Source organism: Streptomyces sp. NPDC053432, assembly GCF_055585365.1.
The window spans coordinates 31,634-49,654 of sequence record NZ_JBVJKF010000004.1; the positions used below are offsets into that span (position 1 = coordinate 31,634).

Below are 18,021 nucleotides of genomic sequence, written 5' to 3' on the forward strand. Positions count from 1 at the left end.
ATGGCTGAACCAAGGACGTCTCGGTGGATCGTCAGCCACAGAAACGGTCTCGGTAGCGGAATCGTTGACTGCCATTTCTTTCCCCCCTCGAACCCTGAAACGAACGCACGTATTCCACTTGCTGTCCGTTCACAAAAGTGCGACCCGATCATGACCCATCCCCCCGGAACCCGGCACATCGGCATGGCATTGAGTGATGTAGACCACTCCCCGACCGATTGAAGTGGACTTACCCCGACTGCTCGCATGAAGATCTGCTGGCAATTTGTCAATTCGCAGCCGTCGGCGATTTCGACATCGCGAACGGCAGCGGTATGGGGGGTACACATGTCGCCCTTTGCGGCGAGTAATTTGCGCCTGCTCGGAAACGGGAAGGCGCGCAAACACCTGGCGCGAACCGGAATCACACTCTCCGTGGTTCTGGTGTCCACGCTCCTACCCGTCCAGGCATGGGCCGCGCCACCGGGGGACCGGACCGGAGTGCAACTTCCGGGTCTTCAAGAGGACTTGAAGGCCAAGCTGGACAAGGCCGAGGCCGCCAAGCTGGAAGGCTGGGCCGGTGCTCCGGCACAGCCTCCGGCCGGCTACGAGCCCTCCAAGGTGAGGCCCCCGGCAGCAGGAGCGGCGAACGTCGCACTGACTCCGGACAGCGGAACGCAGCTGGTCAAGGCAGGCACGCTGCCCATCAGCATCGGCAAGGCCTCCCCCACCGAGTCCAACCCGACTCCCCCGGCCCCGTCCGGGACCTGGTCGGTGGCCGTCGAAGCCCGCACGGTCACCGAAGCCGCCGGCATCGACGGCGCAATCATCAAGGTCACGCCTCCGGCCGAAGGCTCGACCCCGGTCGACGTCCAGCTGGACTACGAGCAGTTCGAGGATCTCTACGGCACCGAATGGTCCAGTCGGCTGGAACTCAAACAGCTCCCCGCCTGCTTCCTCACCACACCCACACTTCCCGAGTGCAGCGCAGCAAAGCACATTCCGACCACCAACGACCCGAACACGGGCACGGTCCGCGCGACCGTGGACCCGGCCACCGCGCCGGGCCAGGGCCTCCGCACCATGGCCCTCAGCGGCGGCGCAGGCCCGACCGTACTGGCCGCCACCGACTCCGCCTCGGGCGCGGGCGGCACCTACAAGGCCACCTCCCTCTCCCCATCAGGTAGTTGGAGCGCCGGAGGCAGCGGCGGCGGCTTCTCCTGGACCTATCCCCTCGGGGTTCCGGCGGCGCCGGCAGGCCCCCAGCCGAAGATCTCCCTCTCGTACGGGTCGCAGGCGGTGGACGGTAAGACTTCCGTCGCCAATGGGCAGGCTTCGTGGGTCGGTGACGGCTGGGACTACCACCCCGGTTTCGTCGAGCGGCGGTACCGGTCCTGCTCGGCCGATCTGAAGAACTCGCCGAACAACGACAACAGCACGGACAAGAAGAAGAACGACCTGTGCTGGGCCGGCGACAACATGGTGATGTCCCTCGGCGGCAGCACCACTGAGCTCGTCAAGGACGCCACCACCGGTAACTGGATCGCGGCCAACGACGACGGCTCCAAAGTCGAGCGGCTGACCGACGCGAACGTCGCCAACGGCGCCAAGGACGGCGAGTACTGGCTCGTCACCACCCGCGACGGCACCAAGTACTACTTCGGACGCCACGACGTCGACGGCCCCGGCACCCGGCCTGTGACCAACTCGGTCTTCAACGTCCCCGTCTTCGGCAACCACGCCGGCGAGCCCTGCTACCAGGCCGCCTTCGCCAACTCCTCCTGCAAGCAGGCCTGGCGTTGGAACCTCGACTACGTTGAGGACGTCCACGGCAACGCCCTGATCATCGACTGGAAGCAGGAAGAGAACCGCTACTCCAAGAACGAGAAGTACAAGGAGAAGAACCCGGCCGAGGTTGGCTACGTCCGCGGCGGATACCCCACCCAGATCACCTACGGCCTGCGCGCCGACAACCTCTCCGGCGCCCCGGCCGCGAAGGTCGAGTTCACCGTCGACGAGCGCTGCATCAAGGAAGGCGCCACCAAGTGTGAGGACTCGGAGTTCACCTCCAAGAACTATGAACTCAAGCAGCCCTGGTGGGACACCCCTTCCACCCTGAACTGCACCTTCGCCGACGAGACCTGCTACGTCTCCGTCCCCACCTTCTGGACCCGTAAGCGACTGACCGGCATCACCACCTACGGCCAGCGCACCGAGGGCACCACCGACCTCTCCAAGGTCGACTCCTGGACCCTGACACAGTCCTTCCCCAAGCAGCGCACGGACACCCACCCGCCGCTGTGGCTGGAGTCGATCACCCGCACGGGCTACGGGACCAAGAAGGACGACAACGGCAACCAGCTCACCGCCGCCCTGCCGCCCGTCTCCTTCCTCGCCAACGTCCAGGACATGCCCAACCGCGTCGCCAAGAGCTCCACCGACGCCACCCCGGACTACGACCGCCTGCGCGTGGAGACCATCCGCAACGAGACCGGCGGCGAGGTCTACGTCGACTACTCCGACCCCTGCCCGGTGGGAACCACCCACCCCAAGCCAGAGGAGAACACCGGCCGCTGCTTCCCCACCCACTGGTCCCCGGACGGTGACCTGGAGACGCCGCCGCTGGAGTGGTTCAACAAGTACGTCGTCGAAAAGGTCATCGAGAAGGACCGCGTCTCACGCCAGCCCGACGTCACCACCAGCTACACCTACGAGGGCGACGCCGCGTGGGCCAAGGCCGACGACGAGTTCACCAAACCCGAACTGCGCACCTACAACCAGTGGCGCGGCTACGCCTCGGTCCTCATGACCAAGGGCGTCACCGCCAACACGGACAAGGCCGACGCCACCGAGGCGTCGCAGACCCGCACCCGTTACTTCCGCGGCATGTCCGGAGACGCAGGACGCGCCCAGATCACGGTCAAGGACTCCACCAACACCGAAACCCTCGGCGAGGACCTGGCCCAGTATCAGGGCAAGGTCGCGGAGACCATCACCTACACCAAGGCCGGCACCGGCGGCACTGTCGCCGCCCGGGATCTGAACTGGTACACGAGCACCAGGACGGGGTCCCGCCCTCGTGACGGCACCACGGCGCTCGAAGCCTTCCGTGTCGACACCTCGCGCACGGACAAATACGAGGCGATCAGCAACGGCGCCCAGCGGCTGGCACGGGCGACGACCGCCTTCGAGACGACCTACGGCCTCAAGACCTCCGAGCAGATCGAGGCCATGACCTCGAACAGTTCCGGCGGCTGGACGGTCAACGAGCAAACCTGCACCACCACCACCTACGTCCACAACCCCGCCAAGCACCTCATCGGCCTGCCGCAGGACGTCCGCGGCACGGCCGGGACCTGTGCTCAGGCGGCCACCGGCACCTTGCTGTCCGACACCCGCACCTCCTACGACGCCCTGAACGCCTTCGGCACCGCCCCGGTCAAGGGCCTGCCCTTCCAGACCGACACCCAGGACGGCGCCGGCACGGGCTGGGTCACCACCGGCCGCTTCGAGTACGACCCCCTCGGCCGCGTCGTCAAGTCCTACGACCCGGCGGGCAACGCCGTCACCACGACGTTCACCCCGGCGACCGGCCCGGCCTTCGTCCAGACGGCCACCAACGCCCTGAACCACAAGTCGTCCACCAAGTTCGACCCGGCCCGCGGCAGCGTGCTGGAGGTGGTCGACCAGAACAACCGCAAGATCACATCCGGCTACGACGCCCTCGGCCGGACCTCCGCGGTCTGGACGCCTTCCCAGAACCCGGCCGTCGACAAGGCCCGGCAGACCTTCGACTACCAGATCACCGAACACGAGCCCCCGGCCGTCACGACACGCGTGCTGCGTGACAACGGGACGTACGAGAGCACCATCGAGATCTACGACGGCCTGCTCCGCCCCCGCCAGACCCAGGCGGAGGCCAAGGGCGGCGGCCGTCTGGTCACCGACAGGCTGTACAGCGCCAACGGCACCATCCGCCAGACCAACAACAACTACTACGCCGAGGGAGAACCGGCCAAGGACATCTTCGTCCCGGAGACGGTCTTCCACGTCCCCAACTCCACCGCGACCGCCTACGACGGTCTCGGCCGGCCCGTGCGCAGCACCACCCTCTACGCGGGCACCGCGCACCACTCCGAGGTCATGCTGTACGGCGGCGACTGGACCATCCAGCGCACCGGTATGTCGGCCGACGGGTCAGCTCCGTTGTCCGGCAGCCAGGCCACCAAGACCTGGACCGATGTACTGAACCGTACGACGTTGATCCAGAAGTACACGGCCACCGACCTGACCACCTGGAACGACACCAAGTACGCGTACGACGTGCGCGGCAAGCTCTCCAAGGTGACCGACGCAGCGGGCAACGACTGGACGTACACCTACGACGCCCGTGGCCGCCTGACCGGGTCCACCGACCCTGACATCGGCTCGGCATCCTTCGGCTACGACAACCTCGACCAGCAGGTCTGGTCCGAGAACGCGGCCGGCAAGAAGACGTACACCCTCTACGACAAGCTCGGCAGGGAGACCGAGTCGCGCGAGGACTCGGCGACGGGCACCCTGACGGCCTCGTGGACCTATGACACCCTGGCCGGAGCCAAGGGCAAGCCCGTCTCGTCCACCTCCTACGCCAACGGGGCGGCGTTCAAGAGCGAGATCACCGGTTACGACGCCGAATACCGCCCCACCGGCACGAAAATCACCATCCCCGACACCCCGGCCACCAAGGGCCTGGCCGGCACCTACGCGTACACCACCACCTACACGTCCACGGGCGCCGTCCAGTCGAGGACGCTTCCCGCCACTCCCGGCGGCCTGGCCTCCGAGAAGCTGATCACCCGCTACAACGCTGACGGGCTGGCCGTAACCATGTCGGGCCTGTCCTGGTACACCGCGGACACGGTCTACAGCCCGTTCGGCGAGGTCCTGCGCACCACCTCGGGCAACGCCCCGAACCGGGTCTGGACGACCAACCTGCACGACCCGAACACCGGTCTGGTCACCCAGTCGATCTCCGACCGCGAGACGCCGGGCGACAATCGCCTCTCGGCGCTGTCCTACACCTACGACGTGGCGGGCAACCCGACCTCGATCACGGACACCCGGCCGGGCGGCAAGATCGACCGGCAATGCTTCGCCTACAACCCGATGGGCCAGCTCACCAAGGCCTGGACCGGCAAGACGGAGGCGTGCAGCGGCCCGTCCCTGAACGACGTGACCGCCGGCCCGGACGGTGACGGCTACTGGCAGTCCTACGAGTTCGACTCCATCGGCAACCGCACCAAACTGACCAACCACAACCTCACCGGCGCGGCACCCGACCAGGTGACGACCTACACGTACGGGGTGGATCCTCCCAGCGGCTCCCAGCTGCTGCGCAAGACCCAGCCTCACGCGCTCACCAAGGTGGAGAAGAAGCAGGGCACGACGCTCCTTTCCCAGTCCTCCTACGAGTACGACTCCACCGGCAACACCAAGACCCGGAAGATCGACGCCGACACACAGGCCATGACCTGGGACCGCCACAACAAGATGACGTCGGCGAGCAGCCCGGGCATCGGCGCAGTGGCCATCACCGGTCTGTCGGGTAAGTGCCTCGATGTCGCCGACGGCTCCAACGCGGACGGCACCGCCGTCCAGCTCTACACCTGCAACGAGACCCGTGCGCAGCAGTGGCGTCTCACGGGTGAGACCGTCCGTGCCCTGGACAAGTGCCTGACTGCCCAGAACGGCAGGGCCGTCCTGGCCGCCTGCGACGGCAGCACCCAGCAGAAGTTCACCTACCGCAGCGCCGACAAGTCCCTCTACAACACGGCCGCCAACGTTTGCGTGGACGTCCCGAACGGCAACGACGCCGACGGCACGGACCTCCTTGTCTTTGCCTGCAACACCGGCACCAACCAGCAGTGGAACCCGTCCGACAACACCACCACCTACGTCTACGACGCCAGCGGCAACCGCCTCGTCGAGGAGACCGGCTCCAGCCGCACCCTGTACCTCGGCGAGACCGAATTCACCGTCAACAAGGCGGGGCAGGCCATCGACGCCGTCCGCTACTACAGCAGCCCCGGCGCCCCGGCCACCGTCCGCCAGACCAGCGGCAAGAACACCGGCCACAAGCTGACCGTTCTGCTGGCCGACCACCAGAACACCGCCACCATTGCGGTCGAGCAGAAGGCGGGCCAGCCGGTCACCCGCCGCAAGTCCGACCCGTACGGCAACCAGCGCGGCGCCTTGGCCACCCACTGGTCCGGCACCCGCACCTTCCTCGGCACCGGCAACGAGGACGGCAGCACGGGCCTGACGCACATCGGCGCCCGTGAATACGAGCCGGCCACCGGCCGCTTCATCTCGGTCGACCCGATCATCGACATCACCAACCCGCTGCAGATGAACGGGTACAGCTACGCGAACAACAACCCGGTCGCGGAGATGGACCCGACGGGTCTGGAAAGTTGCTACGGAGTCGCGTACTGCTCCGGGAGCAACGGCACGTACGGCGACTTCGACCCGGACTACGGGAAGGACGACGATGGCTGGGGCGACGACTCCGACTGGAGCGACGACGAGCCCACAGTCACCGTCACCGTCGACGACTACGGGGACACCTACATCAACGGTGGCCGTGTCAAGTCCGACAAAGAACTGAAGGTCATCTTCCCGCTCAAGAAGACGTACGAGGAGCGCGTCAAGGCCTGGCTGAGCATGCAGAGGTGCGTCCACGCCGAAGATGTGGCGAGCGACTTCTGCCGGGGCGCCGAGGCTCTGGGCATGTACTCGTCCGAGCAGACCCCGATCAACAAGGCGATCGGCAGCATCCTCATCCTCGTCATCGCACCGGACGCGGCGGCTTGGGCGGCATGCGCCTCGGGGTCCGCCAAGGGGTGCGGAAGTGCGGCACTGGACCTCCCCTGGGCGAAGTGGGCCAAGGGCCTGAAGATCGTGTCCAAGGGGAGCGAAGCGGCCAAGGCGGCGCTGAAGAAGGCCGACGATGTGCCCGCGGGGGGAATCCCTCCGCTCCGTCAGGCCTACATCGACGAAGTCGAGGGCCTGACATCGAAACAAAGCTTCATGATCAAGGCGGGTAAATCGCCCGAGGAGATCGCTCGCACACTCCATGCCGACCGCCGGGCTCTGGGTGTGAAGTACAAGAACCTGACAGAACCGAAGCTGCTGGAGAAGATCTACACGCGCAACATAGGGAAGTACGGCGACAAGCTCGGACCGACGATCGAATACCTCCGCGCGCAAGGCAAGTCGTGGGAGCAGATCGCCGAAGGAGCCACACGCACCGGTGGCAAGGACCTCGGACTCGGGAAGAAGTGATGATGATCACGGTCGTGTCTTTCGACCGATTCGGCGAGCAGGCGCCCTTCGACCCCGGCACCTCGGTGCTCGGACCGGTCGTCGACCGCCCCGGCCCACCCGGTCCCGGCGACATCGCGGGCCACTTCGGCCGACTGGGTGACACCCTGGCGGTCCTCTATCGGGCCGACGGCTCGCTGCGACTGCTGCTGGGCGACCAGGACATCGCCGTCACAGCAGGGCTCGAAGTCCGGCATGAACGCGGAGAGGACCTCAACAGCCTGACCGTGGGCACCCGCCGGATCGAGTATCCGCGGCCGGCCGAAGAGCTGGACGAGGACGATCCGACGGCCTTCGCGGAACCGGAGGACTTCGATCTGGGACTGTTCCTGGCGAACGTCCTGAGCGACCCCGAGCGCTGCGAACGGATGTACAGGTAGCAACTGGAAGACGAAGGCCCCGCCCGGAAACATCCAGGCGGGGCCTTCCTCGTTCACGTTCGTGCGCTCAGTCCGTCGGGCGCTTCGGCCGCCACACCACCAGGGCGTTGCCCGGCTGCGGGGGCTGGTACGGGACCAGGTCGCGGCGGTAGGAGGCGTGCACCTGGGCCTCGCGGGCCCGGAGGGTGGCCGCCGCGCCGTCGACCGCCGCGGAGAGCTCGGCCACGCGCTGCTGGAGCGCGGCGACCTGGTTCTCCAGTTCGATGATCCGCTTGATGCCCGCCAGGTTGATGCCCTCGTCCTGGGACAGCGCCTGCACCGTGCGGAGCAGTTCGATGTCCCTGGCCGAATACCGCCGGCCGCGCCCGGCCGTACGGTCCGGGGAGACCAGGCCGAGGCGGTCGTACTGGCGGAGGGTCTGCGGATGCAGGCCCGAGAGCTGGGCGGCCACCGAGATGACGTAGACCGGGGTCTCGTCGGTGAGCTGGTAGCCCCCGCCCAGGCGGGAGGACTGTCGTCGGCGGCCGTCCATGGTCATGCTCCCTTCGCGGACTCGAACAGCGCGGAGCGCGGGTCCTCGGACTCCGTCGCCTCGCGGTACATCTCCAGGGCCTCGCGCGCCTTGTCCGACAGCTGCGCCGGCACCGCGACCTCCACGGTGACCAGCAGGTCGCCGCGGGTGCCGTCCTTGCGGACCGCGCCCTTGCCGCGGGCCCGCATGGTGCGGCCGCCCGGAGTGCCCGGGGGCAGCTTCAGCGTCACCGCGGGGCCGTTCAGGGTCGGCACCCTGATCTCGGCGCCCAGCGCCGCCTCGGCGAAGGTCACCGGGACGGTCACCGTGAGGTTGTCGTCCTTGCGGCCGAACACCGGGTGGGAGCCGACGTGCACGACGACGTAGAGGTCGCCGGCGGGACCGCCGCGCTCGCCCGGCGCGCCCTTGCCGCGCAGCCGGATCCGCTGGCCGTCGGAGACGCCCGCCGGGATCCGGACCTGCATGGTGCGCGACGAACGGGCCCTGCCGCTGCCCTTGCAGACCTCACACGGGTTCTCCGCGATCAGACCGCGGCCCTTGCAGTCGGCGCACGGGTCGGTCAGCGAGAAGCCGCCGCCGCTGCCCCGGGAGACCTGGCCGGTGCCAACGCAGGTCGGGCACACACGGGGCGTGCCGTTCTTGTCGCCGGTGCCCGCACAGGCCTTGCAGGGCGCCTGGGAGGACATCCGGAGCGGGACCGTGGCCCCGTCCACCGCCTCCGTGAAGGAGAGGGTGACCTCCGACTCGATGTCCTGGCCGCGGCGCGGCTGGGTACGGGTACCCGCGCCCGCCGTGCCGCCCCGGCCGCCGAACAGGCCGCCGAAGACATCGCCCAGGCCGCCGCCGAAACCGCCGGCCCCGGCGCCACCCGGCTGGGTGCCGCCGAAGAGGTCGCCGAGGTCGAAGTTGAACGAGCCGCCCGCGCCGGGACCGGGGCGGAAGCCGCCGTTCCCGAACAGCGCGCGGGCCTCGTCGTACTCCTTGCGCTTCTTCGGGTCGCCGAGGATGTCGTTCGCCTCGGAGATCTCCTTGAAGCGCTCCTCGGCCGAGGCGTCGCCCTTGTTGGCGTCCGGGTGGAACTCGCGGGCGAGCTTCCGGTACGCCTTCTTGATCTCGGCCTCGGTGGCGTCCTTCGGGACACCGAGGACCTTGTAGTAGTCCTTCTCGACGAAGTCCTTCGTGTTCATCCCCGGTGTCCCTCCTCCCGTGCCACTACTGGTTCAAGCTCAGCCGTTGTCGGCTGCATCCGCGTCCTTGTCGGACGACGCGTCGCCTTCCGACGACTCGGACTTGGGGGCCGCGCCCGGCTGGGGCTCGGCCACCGCGACCCGTGCGGGACGGATCGTACGCTCGCCGATCCGGTACCCCGGCTGAAGGATCGCCACGCAGGTCGTCTCGGTGACGTCCGGCGCGTACGAGTGCATCAGGGCCTCGTGGACCGTCGGGTCGAAGGGCTCGCCCTCCTTGCCGAACTGCTGCAGACCCATCTTGGCGGCGACCGTCTCCAGCGATTCGGCCACCGACTTGAAGCCGCCGACCAGCTCGCCATGTTCCCGCGCCCGGCCGATGTCGTCCAGGACCGGGAGCAGCTCCGACAGGAGGGACGCGACCGCGATCTCCTTGACGGTGATCCGGTCCCGCTCCACCCGGCGGCGGTAGTTCTGGTACTCCGCCTGGAGCCGCTGGAGGTCCGTGGTGCGCTCGGTGAGCGCGGTGCGGGCCTGGTCCAGCTGCGCCAGAAGGGCCGTTTCCTGGCCGGCGGCCTGAGCGGTGCTGTCGTCCCCGGCCGGGGCCGCTTCGTCCTTGGCGGACTCTGCGGCCTTCGGCTCTTCGGGCGTGCCGTCGGCGGGGACTTCGGACTTCTCCTCGAAGCCCGGGGTCTCCTCCGACATCAGGCAGCGCCGCCCTTCGGCTTCTCGTCGTCGACGATCTCGGCGTCGACGACGTCGTCGTCGGCGGCCTTGTCCTGGGCGCCCGCGGCACCCGCGGCACCCTGGGCGGCCTGCGCGTCGGCGTAGATCGCCTGGCCCAGCTTCTGGCTGACCGCGGCGAGCTTCTCGGTCGCGGTGCGGATCTCGGCGGTGTCCTCGCCCTTGAGCTTGTCCTTCAGCTCGATGACGGCGGCCTCGACCTCGGCCTTGACCTCGGCCGGGACCTTGTCCTCGTTGTCCTTGACGAACTTCTCCGTCTGGTAGACGAGCTGCTCGCCCTGGTTGCGGGACTCGGCCGCCTCCTTGCGGCGGAGGTCCTCGTCCGCGTACTGCTCGGCCTCCTGGCGCATGCGGTCGACCTCGTCCTTGCCGAGCGAGGAGCCGCCGGTGACGGTCATCTTCTGCTCCTTGCCCGTGCCCAGGTCCTTCGCGGTCACGTGCATGATGCCGTTGGCGTCGATGTCGAAGGAGACCTCGATCTGCGGGACGCCACGCGGGGCCGGCGGCAGGCCGGTCAGCTCGAACATGCCGAGCTTCTTGTTGTACGCCGCGATCTCGCGCTCGCCCTGGTAGACCTGGATCTGCACGGACGGCTGGTTGTCCTCGGCCGTCGTGAAGATCTCGGACCGCTTCGTCGGGATCGTGGTGTTGCGCTCGATGAGCTTGGTCATGATGCCGCCCTTGGTCTCGATGCCGAGGGACAGCGGGGTCACGTCGAGGAGCAGGACGTCCTTGACCTCACCCTTGAGGACACCGGCCTGGAGGGTGGCGCCGATGGCGACGACCTCGTCCGGGTTGACGCCCTTGTTGGCGTCCTGACCGCCGGTGAGCTCCTTGACGAGCTCGGCGACGGCCGGCATGCGGGTGGAGCCGCCGACCAGGACCACGTGGTCGATCTCGGACAGGCTGATGCCCGCGTCCTTGATGACGTTGTGGAACGGGGTCTTGCAGCGGTCGAGCAGGTCCGCGGTCAGCTGCTGGAACTGCGAGCGCGTGAGCTTCTCGTCCAGGTGCAGCGGGCCCTCGGCGGAGGCCGTGATGTACGGCAGGTTGATCGTGGTCTCCGTGGAGGAGGACAGCTCGATCTTCGCCTTCTCGGCGGCCTCGCGCAGACGCTGGAGCGCCATCTTGTCCTTGGACAGGTCGACGCCGTGGCCGTTCTGGAACTGCTTCACCAGGTAGTCGACGACACGCTGGTCCCAGTCGTCGCCACCGAGGTGGTTGTCACCGTTGGTGGCCTTGACCTCGACGACACCGTCGCCGATCTCCAGGAGCGACACGTCGAAGGTGCCGCCACCGAGGTCGAAGACGAGAATGGTCTGGTCGTCCTTGTCGAGACCGTAGGCCAGGGCGGCGGCCGTCGGCTCGTTGACGATGCGCAGGACGTTCAGGCCCGCGATCTCGCCGGCCTCCTTCGTCGCCTGGCGCTCGGAGTCGTTGAAGTAGGCCGGGACGGTGATGACCGCGTCCGTGACCTTCTCACCCAGGTAGGCCTCGGCGTCGCGCTTCAGCTTCTGCAGGATGAAGGCGCTCATCTGCTGCGGGTTGAAGTCCTTGCCATCCAGGTTGATCTTCCAGTCAGTGCCCATGTGGCGCTTGACGGAGCGGATGGTCCGGTCCACGTTCGTGACCGCCTGGCGCTTGGCCACCTCGCCGACGAGGACCTCGCCGTTCTTGGCGAAGGCGACGACGGACGGCGTGGTCCTGGCGCCCTCGGCGTTGGTGATGACGGTGGGCTCGCCGCCTTCCAGAACGCTGACGACGGAGTTAGTGGTGCCCAGGTCGATGCCGACCGCACGTGCCATTTTGATTCCTCCAGCTGACTTGAGTGGAACAGACTCAACCATGACGCATCGCGGCGCGCACGTCAACAGAACTGAGTCGAGTCGACTCAACCTTTAGGCCATGCTTACGCGCAGGCCCGCGCCCTCGCGGCCGCCCCGCAGCCGAACGGGTCACCCGGCCGCGCGGCACCCACCCCCGCCGGGAGGCGTACGGCACGGTGCTGGCATGGCACTGTCCCTCATCCCCCGGTCGGAGCTGCGACCGGCCAGGCCGTCGGCGAAGCGGGTGCTCGACCTCGCGGGGGCGCTGTTCCTGCTGGCGCTCTTCGCCGTGCCGCTCACGCTCGCCGCCGGGCTGCTGTGCGTGACCCAGGGCGGACGGGTCTTCGTACGGGAGCCCGTGGCGGGCCTCTCGGGGCGGCCGTTCCGGACGTGGAGGTTCCGCACGGCCCCGGCGGGCCATACCGGGGCCGCGGTGGAGCGGTGCGCGCTGGACGCCCTGCCCCAGCTCCTCAACGTGCTCCGCGGGGAGATGTCGCTCGTCGGCCCGCGCCCCGAGTCCCGTACGGACCGGGCCGACAGGCTGCTCGTACGCCCCGGAATGACCGGGTTGTGGCAGGTCAGCGCACGCTCCGACCTGCCCTGGGAGGAGATGGCCCTGCTCGACCGGCATTATGTGGAGAACCACTGGCTCGGGATGGACCTGGCGATCCTTGCGCAGACCCCGCGGGCGGCCTTGCGGCAAAGGCTCGCCTGAGCGACACAGATCACCGCACGCTCGGCTACATTGCGGCGTCGGGAATGGGTAACCTCAAGCCTTGACTTCATAAGTTACCGCTTAGTAAGTGCCGCCCGAGGAGCCCGCCCATGCAACTCGCCGCGATCATCGTGTCGCTGGTCCTGACCGTGGTCGGCGTCGCGCTGATCACAAGAGCCGTGGCGCAGATCTACCGGTTCGTCCGGATCGGCCAGCCCGTACCGGCCGGCAGTCGCACGAACGATCCGAAGGCCCGGAGCCTGACCCTTGTCCGCGAGTTCCTCGGCCACAGCCGGATGAACCGCTGGGGCATCGTCGGCTTCGCGCACTGGTTCGTCGCGATCGGCTTCCTGACCCTGCCGCCGACCCTGATCCAGGCGTACGGGCAGCTCTTCGAGGCCGACTGGACCCTGCCGGTCATCGGCGGGTTCCTGCCGTTCGAGCTCTACATCGAGTTCATCGGGATCATGACGATCCTCGGCATCGTCGTCCTGATGGCGATCCGGCTGCTCAGCCTCCCCTCGCGGGCGGGCCGCAAGTCGCGCTTCGCGGGCTCGAAGGCCTGGCAGGCGTACTTCGTCGAATACGTCATCCTCACCATCGGCCTCGCGATCCTCACCCTGCGCGGCCTCGAGGGCGCGATCCACCACGTGGACTCGTACGAGCCGGCGTACTTCGCCTCGTACCCGCTGGTGACGGTTTTCCGGGACCTCTCCCCCGAGACCCTCCAGAACGCCATCTACCTCACCGCGATGATCAAGATCGGCGTCTCGCTGATCTGGATGATCGTGGTCTCGCTCAACACCAACATGGGTGTCGCCTGGCACCGCTTCCTCGGCTTCCCGAACATCTGGTTCAAGCGCAACGCCGACGGCGCCACCGCGCTCGGCGCGCTCCAGCCGATGACCAGCGGCGGCAAGGAGATCGACTTCGAGGAACCGGGCGAGGACGACGTCTTCGGCGTCTCCCAGGTCGAGCAGTTCTCCTGGAAGGGCATCCTCGACTTCTCCACGTGCACCGAGTGCGGCCGCTGCCAGTCGCAGTGCCCCGCCTGGAACACCGGCAAGCCCCTCTCGCCGAAGCTCCTGATCATGTCGCTGCGCGACCACGCGCACGCCAAGGCCCCGTACCTGCTGGCCGGCGGCGGCAAGACGATGGAGGGCGAGGAGAAGGCGTCCGCGGAGCAGCTCAAGGACGTCCCGGCCGCGGCCCTCGCCGAGGCCGAGCGCCCGCTGATCGGCACCGTCGAGGAGAACGGCGTCATCGACCCGGACGTGCTGTGGTCCTGCACCACCTGCGGTGCGTGCGTGGAGCAGTGCCCGGTCGACATCGAGCACATCGACCACATCGTCGACATGCGCCGCTACCAGGTGATGATCGAGAGCGCGTTCCCGTCGGAGGCGGGCACGATGCTCAAGAACCTGGAGAAGAAGGGCAACCCCTGGGGCCTGGCGAAGAAGCAGCGCGTCGAGTGGACGAAGGAGGTCGACTTCGAGGTCCCGATCATCGGCAAGGACGCGGAGGACCTCTCCGAGTTCGACTACCTGTACTGGGTCGGCTGCGCGGGCGCCCTGGAGGACCGGGCCAAGAAGACCACGAAGGCCTTCGCGGAGCTCCTGAACATCGCGGGCGTCAAGTTCGCGATCATGGGCGGCGACGAGAAGTGCACCGGTGACTCGCCGCGCCGCCTGGGCAACGAGCCGCTGTTCCAGCAGCTGGGCCAGGAGAACGTGGCCATGCTGAACATGGCGTTCGGCGAGGACGACGACGACCCGGAGACGAAGAAGCCGAAGTCGGCGAAGCGGATCGTCTCGACCTGCCCGCACTGCTTCAACACCATCGCGAACGAGTACCCGCAGCTGGGCGGCGAGTACGAGGTCATCCACCACACGCAGCTGCTGCAGCACCTGATCGACGAGGGCCGGCTGACGCCGGTGACGCCGGTCGACGGGCTGATCACGTACCACGACCCGTGCTACCTGGGCCGTCACAACAAGGTCTACACGCCGCCGCGCGAGATCATGTCGGCCGTGCCGGGCCTGCGGCAGCAGGAGATGCACCGCCACAAGGAGCGGGGCTTCTGCTGTGGCGCGGGTGGTGCGCGGATGTGGATGGAGGAGCGGATCGGCAAGCGCATCAACAACGAGCGCGTCGACGAGGCCCTGTCCCTCAACCCCGACATCGTCTCGACCGCCTGCCCGTTCTGCCTGGTCATGCTGACCGACTCGGTCAACGGCAAGAAGAACGAGGGCCAGGCGAAGGAGTCCGTCCAGGTGGTGGACGTCGCCCAGCTCCTCCTGGAGTCGGTGAAGACCCCGGGCCCGACGGAGGCGGAACTGGCCGAGGCCGCCGAGGCCGCCGAGGCCGCTGCCGCGGAGGCCGCCGCCGAAGCCGCTGCCGCGGAGGCCGCCGCCAAGGAGAAGGCGGAAGCCGAGGCCAAGGCGAAGGCCGAGGCGGACGCCAAGGCGAAGGCGGAAGCCGAGGCCAAGGCGAAGGCCGAGGCGGACGCCAAGGCGAAGGCCGAGGCCGAGGCCAAGGCGGAAGCCGAGGCCGAGGCCAAGGCGGAAGCCGAAGCGGAGGCCGAGGCGGAAGCCGAAGCGGAGGCCGAGGCCAAGGCCGAGGCGGGTACCGATGCCGAGGCGGAGGCCAAGCCGGAGACCGGTGCCGAGGCAAAGGCGGAGGCAGAGGCCAAGCCGGAGACCGGTGCCGAGGCAACGGCGGAGGCCAAGGCCGAAGGTGAAGTGACGGCCGAGGCGGAGACTGCGGCTCACGCAGTCGAGCCGGAGGTCGAGGCCGAGAGCCCCGCAGCCGAGCCCGAGGCGAAGCCCGAGGGTGAAGCCAAGGACAAGACCGAGGACGCGGCTGAGCCGGCAACGGCGGACGCCGCGACCGAGACGAAGCCCGAGACGGTCCGGGCCGAGGACACCAAGCAGTAGTCCCTGGGCCCTGCCCGCACCACGCCGGAACGGCCGGTCCCCCACCTGGGGGACCGGCCGTTCCGCCATTCCCGGCTCCCCGCGAGAGGATCCGGCTCCGCCCGCCAGGCCCCTGCACCAGCGCCCAGACCGTGTCCCGGACCCGACCGGGTCCCGGCCGCCCGCCGGAGCTCCGGACGTCGCTGCAGGGGGTGCGGGTCCGGCACCCACGAGGGGCGGGGGTGCTTGCCGGGGGCCGACCCCGACGTGCGAGGTGGCTCCCCGCGAGGGGTAAGGCGAGGAGCAGCGGCGAGTCGGAGTCCGCCGGGGCGGCCCCCTCCGCGCCGGCCTTCACTCCACCCTTCGGGACGACCCTCGCGGCGGCCGGCTCGGCGGCCGGCTAGGCGACGTCCTTCGTCACCTCGGCCTTCCTGATCTCCCGCTTCGGGTCCCGCTTGGCGTCCACCGTGTACTTCTCGATCAGCCTGCCGTTGAAGTCGTACACCCAGCTGTTCCCGCCGCCCCTGCCGTCGATGACGACGAACTTCACGCGCTTGCCGTCCTGGACGAGCCTGTACGTCCAGCCGTCGTTCTGCGCGCTCGGGTGCTTCAGGTCGATCGTGCCGAGGACGTTCCCGTTCGGCATGGAGATGTCGACGCGCTTGCCCTTCGGGCTGTCGACCAGCTTGGCGATCCGCCCGTCGGGCATGGTCACACGGACCGAGCTCTCCTTGATGGCCTCCGGCTTCGGCTTCTCGCCGCCCTCCAGCCACGAGGTCACCGTGCCGTTCGGCTGGAGCACCACGTGCAGGCCGTTGTTCTGGCCGTACGACGCGGCCCCGCCCTTGCTGACCAGCGTGTCCAGCTTCGTCCCGCCGGAGAGGATGTCCGCCTCGAAGTGGTTGCCGGAGATCTTGTAGACCTTGGCGATCGAGCCGTCCGCCAGCCGCACGGTCGTGACGTACGCCCGCAGGCCAGGGTCTGGCTTCGCCGACGCCTGCTCGATCCCCGGCAGCACCTGCGGCTCCGGAACGGCCGGGGAGTCCGCGAAGGCGGATCCCACCGGGAGGGCCAGGACGGCGGCCGCGCCGGTGACGACGGCGGCGGTACGGAGGGCGGTACGGCGAGTGCTGCGCATGACGGGCGGCTCTCCTCGTTCGTTCGTTGAGTGGTTCGTTCGTTCATTCGTTCAGCGACACTCACGAAGCTACGGACCCGATATGTGCATATTCCATCGACAACGTAACGAAATCCAGCAGAACGCGACGCAAGCATGTAAAACGGACAGCTCGGGGCTCCCCCGGGGTTCCTCCGGGGTTCCCCTAAGGGATGTCACAGCTCAGCCGCAAAGGGTGCATCTTTCCGCCGCCCGGTCACCGGGCCCCGCAGGACCAGGTACGTTCGATCACGTGGCTGGATTCAGGATCGGACGCGGCCGGGACAACAACCGCCCGCCCCAACAACCCCCGCAGCAGCAGCCGTACGGTCAGCAGCAACCGCAGCCGCCGTACGGCCAGCAGCCCTACCCTCCCGCCGGCTCCCCGCCCCCGCAGCAGCGGTGGCCGCAGCCGGGCGGTGGCGGCGGGCACGGCGAGCCCGAGTACTTCGACCCGTACGGCCAGCAGCAACCGCAGCAGCCGTACGGCCACGGAGCGCCCGGGCCGGGGTACACGAACGACAACCCCGGGCACACCCAGGTCTTCGCCTTCGGCGAGGACCCGTACAGCCAGGGCGCGACCTACCAGGCCGGCGGGGCCGCGGCGGCTCCGGCCGGGCCGCGGCTGCCCTGGAAGGAACTGCTCCGCGGCATCGTGACCCGGCCCGGGCAGACCTTCCTCCAGATGCGCGACCACGCCGTCTGGGGTCCGGCGCTGATCGTGACCTTCCTCTACGGGCTCCTCGCGGTCTTCGGCCTCGACGACGCCCGCAAGGACGTCATCAACGCGACCCTGTCGAAGGCCGTGCCGATCGTCCTCTCCGCGGGCGCCGCCTTCGTCATCTGCGGCCTGCTCCTGGGCGCGGTCACGCACACGCTCGCCCGCCAGCTGGGCGGCGACGGGTCCTGGCAGCCGACCGTGGGCCTGTCGATGCTGGTCATGTCGCTGACCGACGCCCCGCGCCTGCTCTTCGCGGTGTTCCTGGGCGGGGACAACGGCCTGGTCCAGGTCCTGGGCTGGGCCACCTGGGTCGCGGCCGGCGCGCTCTTCACGTCGCTGATCAGCAAGTCGCACGACCTGCCGTGGCCGAAGGCGCTGGGCGCGTCCGCGATCCAGCTGATCGCCCTGCTGTCGATCATCAAGCTGGGCACCCTGTAGCCCCGCCGCACGCCCCCGCACGCAGAAAGGGCCCGCCGCGCGATCTCTCCGCACGGCGGGCCC

General features: G+C 68.5%; 9 protein-coding genes and 1 pseudogene. 5 read left to right on the plus strand and 5 right to left on the minus strand.

Annotated elements, in window-relative coordinates; translation table 11 throughout:
- Window positions 1-507: 507 nt before the first annotated feature.
- Window positions 508-7,305 (plus strand): ricin-type beta-trefoil lectin domain protein, encoded by a 6,798-nt coding sequence (locus tag ACZ6Y1_RS08430; RefSeq protein WP_469624963.1) that lies wholly within the window; start codon window positions 508-510, stop codon window positions 7,303-7,305.
- A gap of 14 nt (window positions 7,306-7,319) precedes the next feature.
- Window positions 7,320-7,724 carry a hypothetical protein gene (locus tag ACZ6Y1_RS08435; RefSeq protein WP_469624965.1) on the plus strand — a complete coding sequence of 135 codons (405 nt, stop codon included), beginning with the start codon at window positions 7,320-7,322 and terminating at the stop codon, window positions 7,722-7,724.
- A 67-nt stretch (window positions 7,725-7,791) separates the two neighbouring features.
- Here the strand turns inward: ACZ6Y1_RS08435 and ACZ6Y1_RS08440 are convergent, their stop codons facing one another.
- Genes ACZ6Y1_RS08440 through dnaK form a run of 4 tightly spaced genes read right to left on the minus strand, consistent with a single transcriptional unit; the run spans window position 7,792 to window position 11,992 of the window.
- The gene (locus tag ACZ6Y1_RS08440; RefSeq protein WP_469624968.1) at window positions 7,792-8,256 is read right to left on the minus strand and encodes a heat shock protein transcriptional repressor HspR; all 465 of its coding nucleotides are present in this window, start codon (window positions 8,254-8,256) and stop codon (window positions 7,792-7,794) included.
- A 2-nt stretch (window positions 8,257-8,258) separates the two neighbouring features.
- Window positions 8,259-9,443 carry a molecular chaperone DnaJ gene (gene dnaJ / locus ACZ6Y1_RS08445; RefSeq protein ID WP_469624970.1) on the minus strand — a complete coding sequence of 395 codons (1,185 nt, stop codon included), beginning with the start codon at window positions 9,441-9,443 and terminating at the stop codon, window positions 8,259-8,261.
- A gap of 39 nt (window positions 9,444-9,482) precedes the next feature.
- The gene (gene grpE, locus ACZ6Y1_RS08450) at window positions 9,483-10,148 is read right to left on the minus strand and encodes a nucleotide exchange factor GrpE (protein ID WP_469624972.1); all 666 of its coding nucleotides are present in this window, start codon (window positions 10,146-10,148) and stop codon (window positions 9,483-9,485) included.
- Window positions 10,148-11,992, minus strand: coding sequence for a molecular chaperone DnaK (dnaK, locus tag ACZ6Y1_RS08455; protein ID WP_469624975.1), 1,845 nt, complete (start codon window positions 11,990-11,992; stop codon window positions 10,148-10,150). Before dnaK ends, grpE begins: the two co-directional genes overlap by 1 nt.
- A gap of 205 nt (window positions 11,993-12,197) precedes the next feature.
- Here dnaK and ACZ6Y1_RS08460 point away from each other — a divergent pair, with 205 nt between their 5' ends.
- Window positions 12,198-12,728 (plus strand): sugar transferase, encoded by a 531-nt coding sequence (locus tag ACZ6Y1_RS08460; RefSeq protein WP_469624977.1) that lies wholly within the window; start codon window positions 12,198-12,200, stop codon window positions 12,726-12,728.
- 110 nt (window positions 12,729-12,838) lie between these two features.
- A pseudogene (locus ACZ6Y1_RS08465) lies at window positions 12,839-15,046 on the plus strand (heterodisulfide reductase-related iron-sulfur binding cluster); the annotation flags it as partial.
- A 997-nt stretch (window positions 15,047-16,043) separates the two neighbouring features.
- On the opposite strand, the gene ACZ6Y1_RS08470 reads toward ACZ6Y1_RS08465, so the two are convergent.
- On the minus strand, window positions 16,044-16,781 hold the full coding sequence (locus tag ACZ6Y1_RS08470; protein ID WP_469624979.1) for a hypothetical protein: 738 nt from the start codon (window positions 16,779-16,781) through the stop codon (window positions 16,044-16,046).
- Between the two features lie 271 nt (window positions 16,782-17,052).
- On the opposite strand from ACZ6Y1_RS08470, the gene ACZ6Y1_RS08475 reads away from it, so the two are divergent.
- A complete protein-coding gene (locus ACZ6Y1_RS08475; protein ID WP_469624982.1) occupies window positions 17,053-17,958 on the plus strand; it encodes a Yip1 family protein in 906 nt (301 codons plus the stop codon).
- The last annotated feature ends 63 nt before the right edge of the window (window positions 17,959-18,021 follow it).

Excerpts from the sequence above, each read along its gene's own strand:
- ACZ6Y1_RS08440 (WP_469624968.1), bottom strand. The coding sequence starts at position 8,256 with ATGGACGGCCGCCGACGACAGTCCTCCCGCCTGGGCGGGGGCTACCAG.
- dnaJ (WP_469624970.1), bottom strand. The coding sequence starts at position 9,443 with ATGAACACGAAGGACTTCGTCGAGAAGGACTACTACAAGGTCCTCGGT.
- grpE (WP_469624972.1), bottom strand. The coding sequence starts at position 10,148 with ATGTCGGAGGAGACCCCGGGCTTCGAGGAGAAGTCCGAAGTCCCCGCC.
- dnaK (WP_469624975.1), bottom strand. The coding sequence starts at position 11,992 with ATGGCACGTGCGGTCGGCATCGACCTGGGCACCACTAACTCCGTCGTC.
- ACZ6Y1_RS08460 (WP_469624977.1), top strand. The coding sequence starts at position 12,198 with ATGGCACTGTCCCTCATCCCCCGGTCGGAGCTGCGACCGGCCAGGCCG.
- ACZ6Y1_RS08470 (WP_469624979.1), bottom strand. The coding sequence starts at position 16,781 with ATGCGCAGCACTCGCCGTACCGCCCTCCGTACCGCCGCCGTCGTCACC.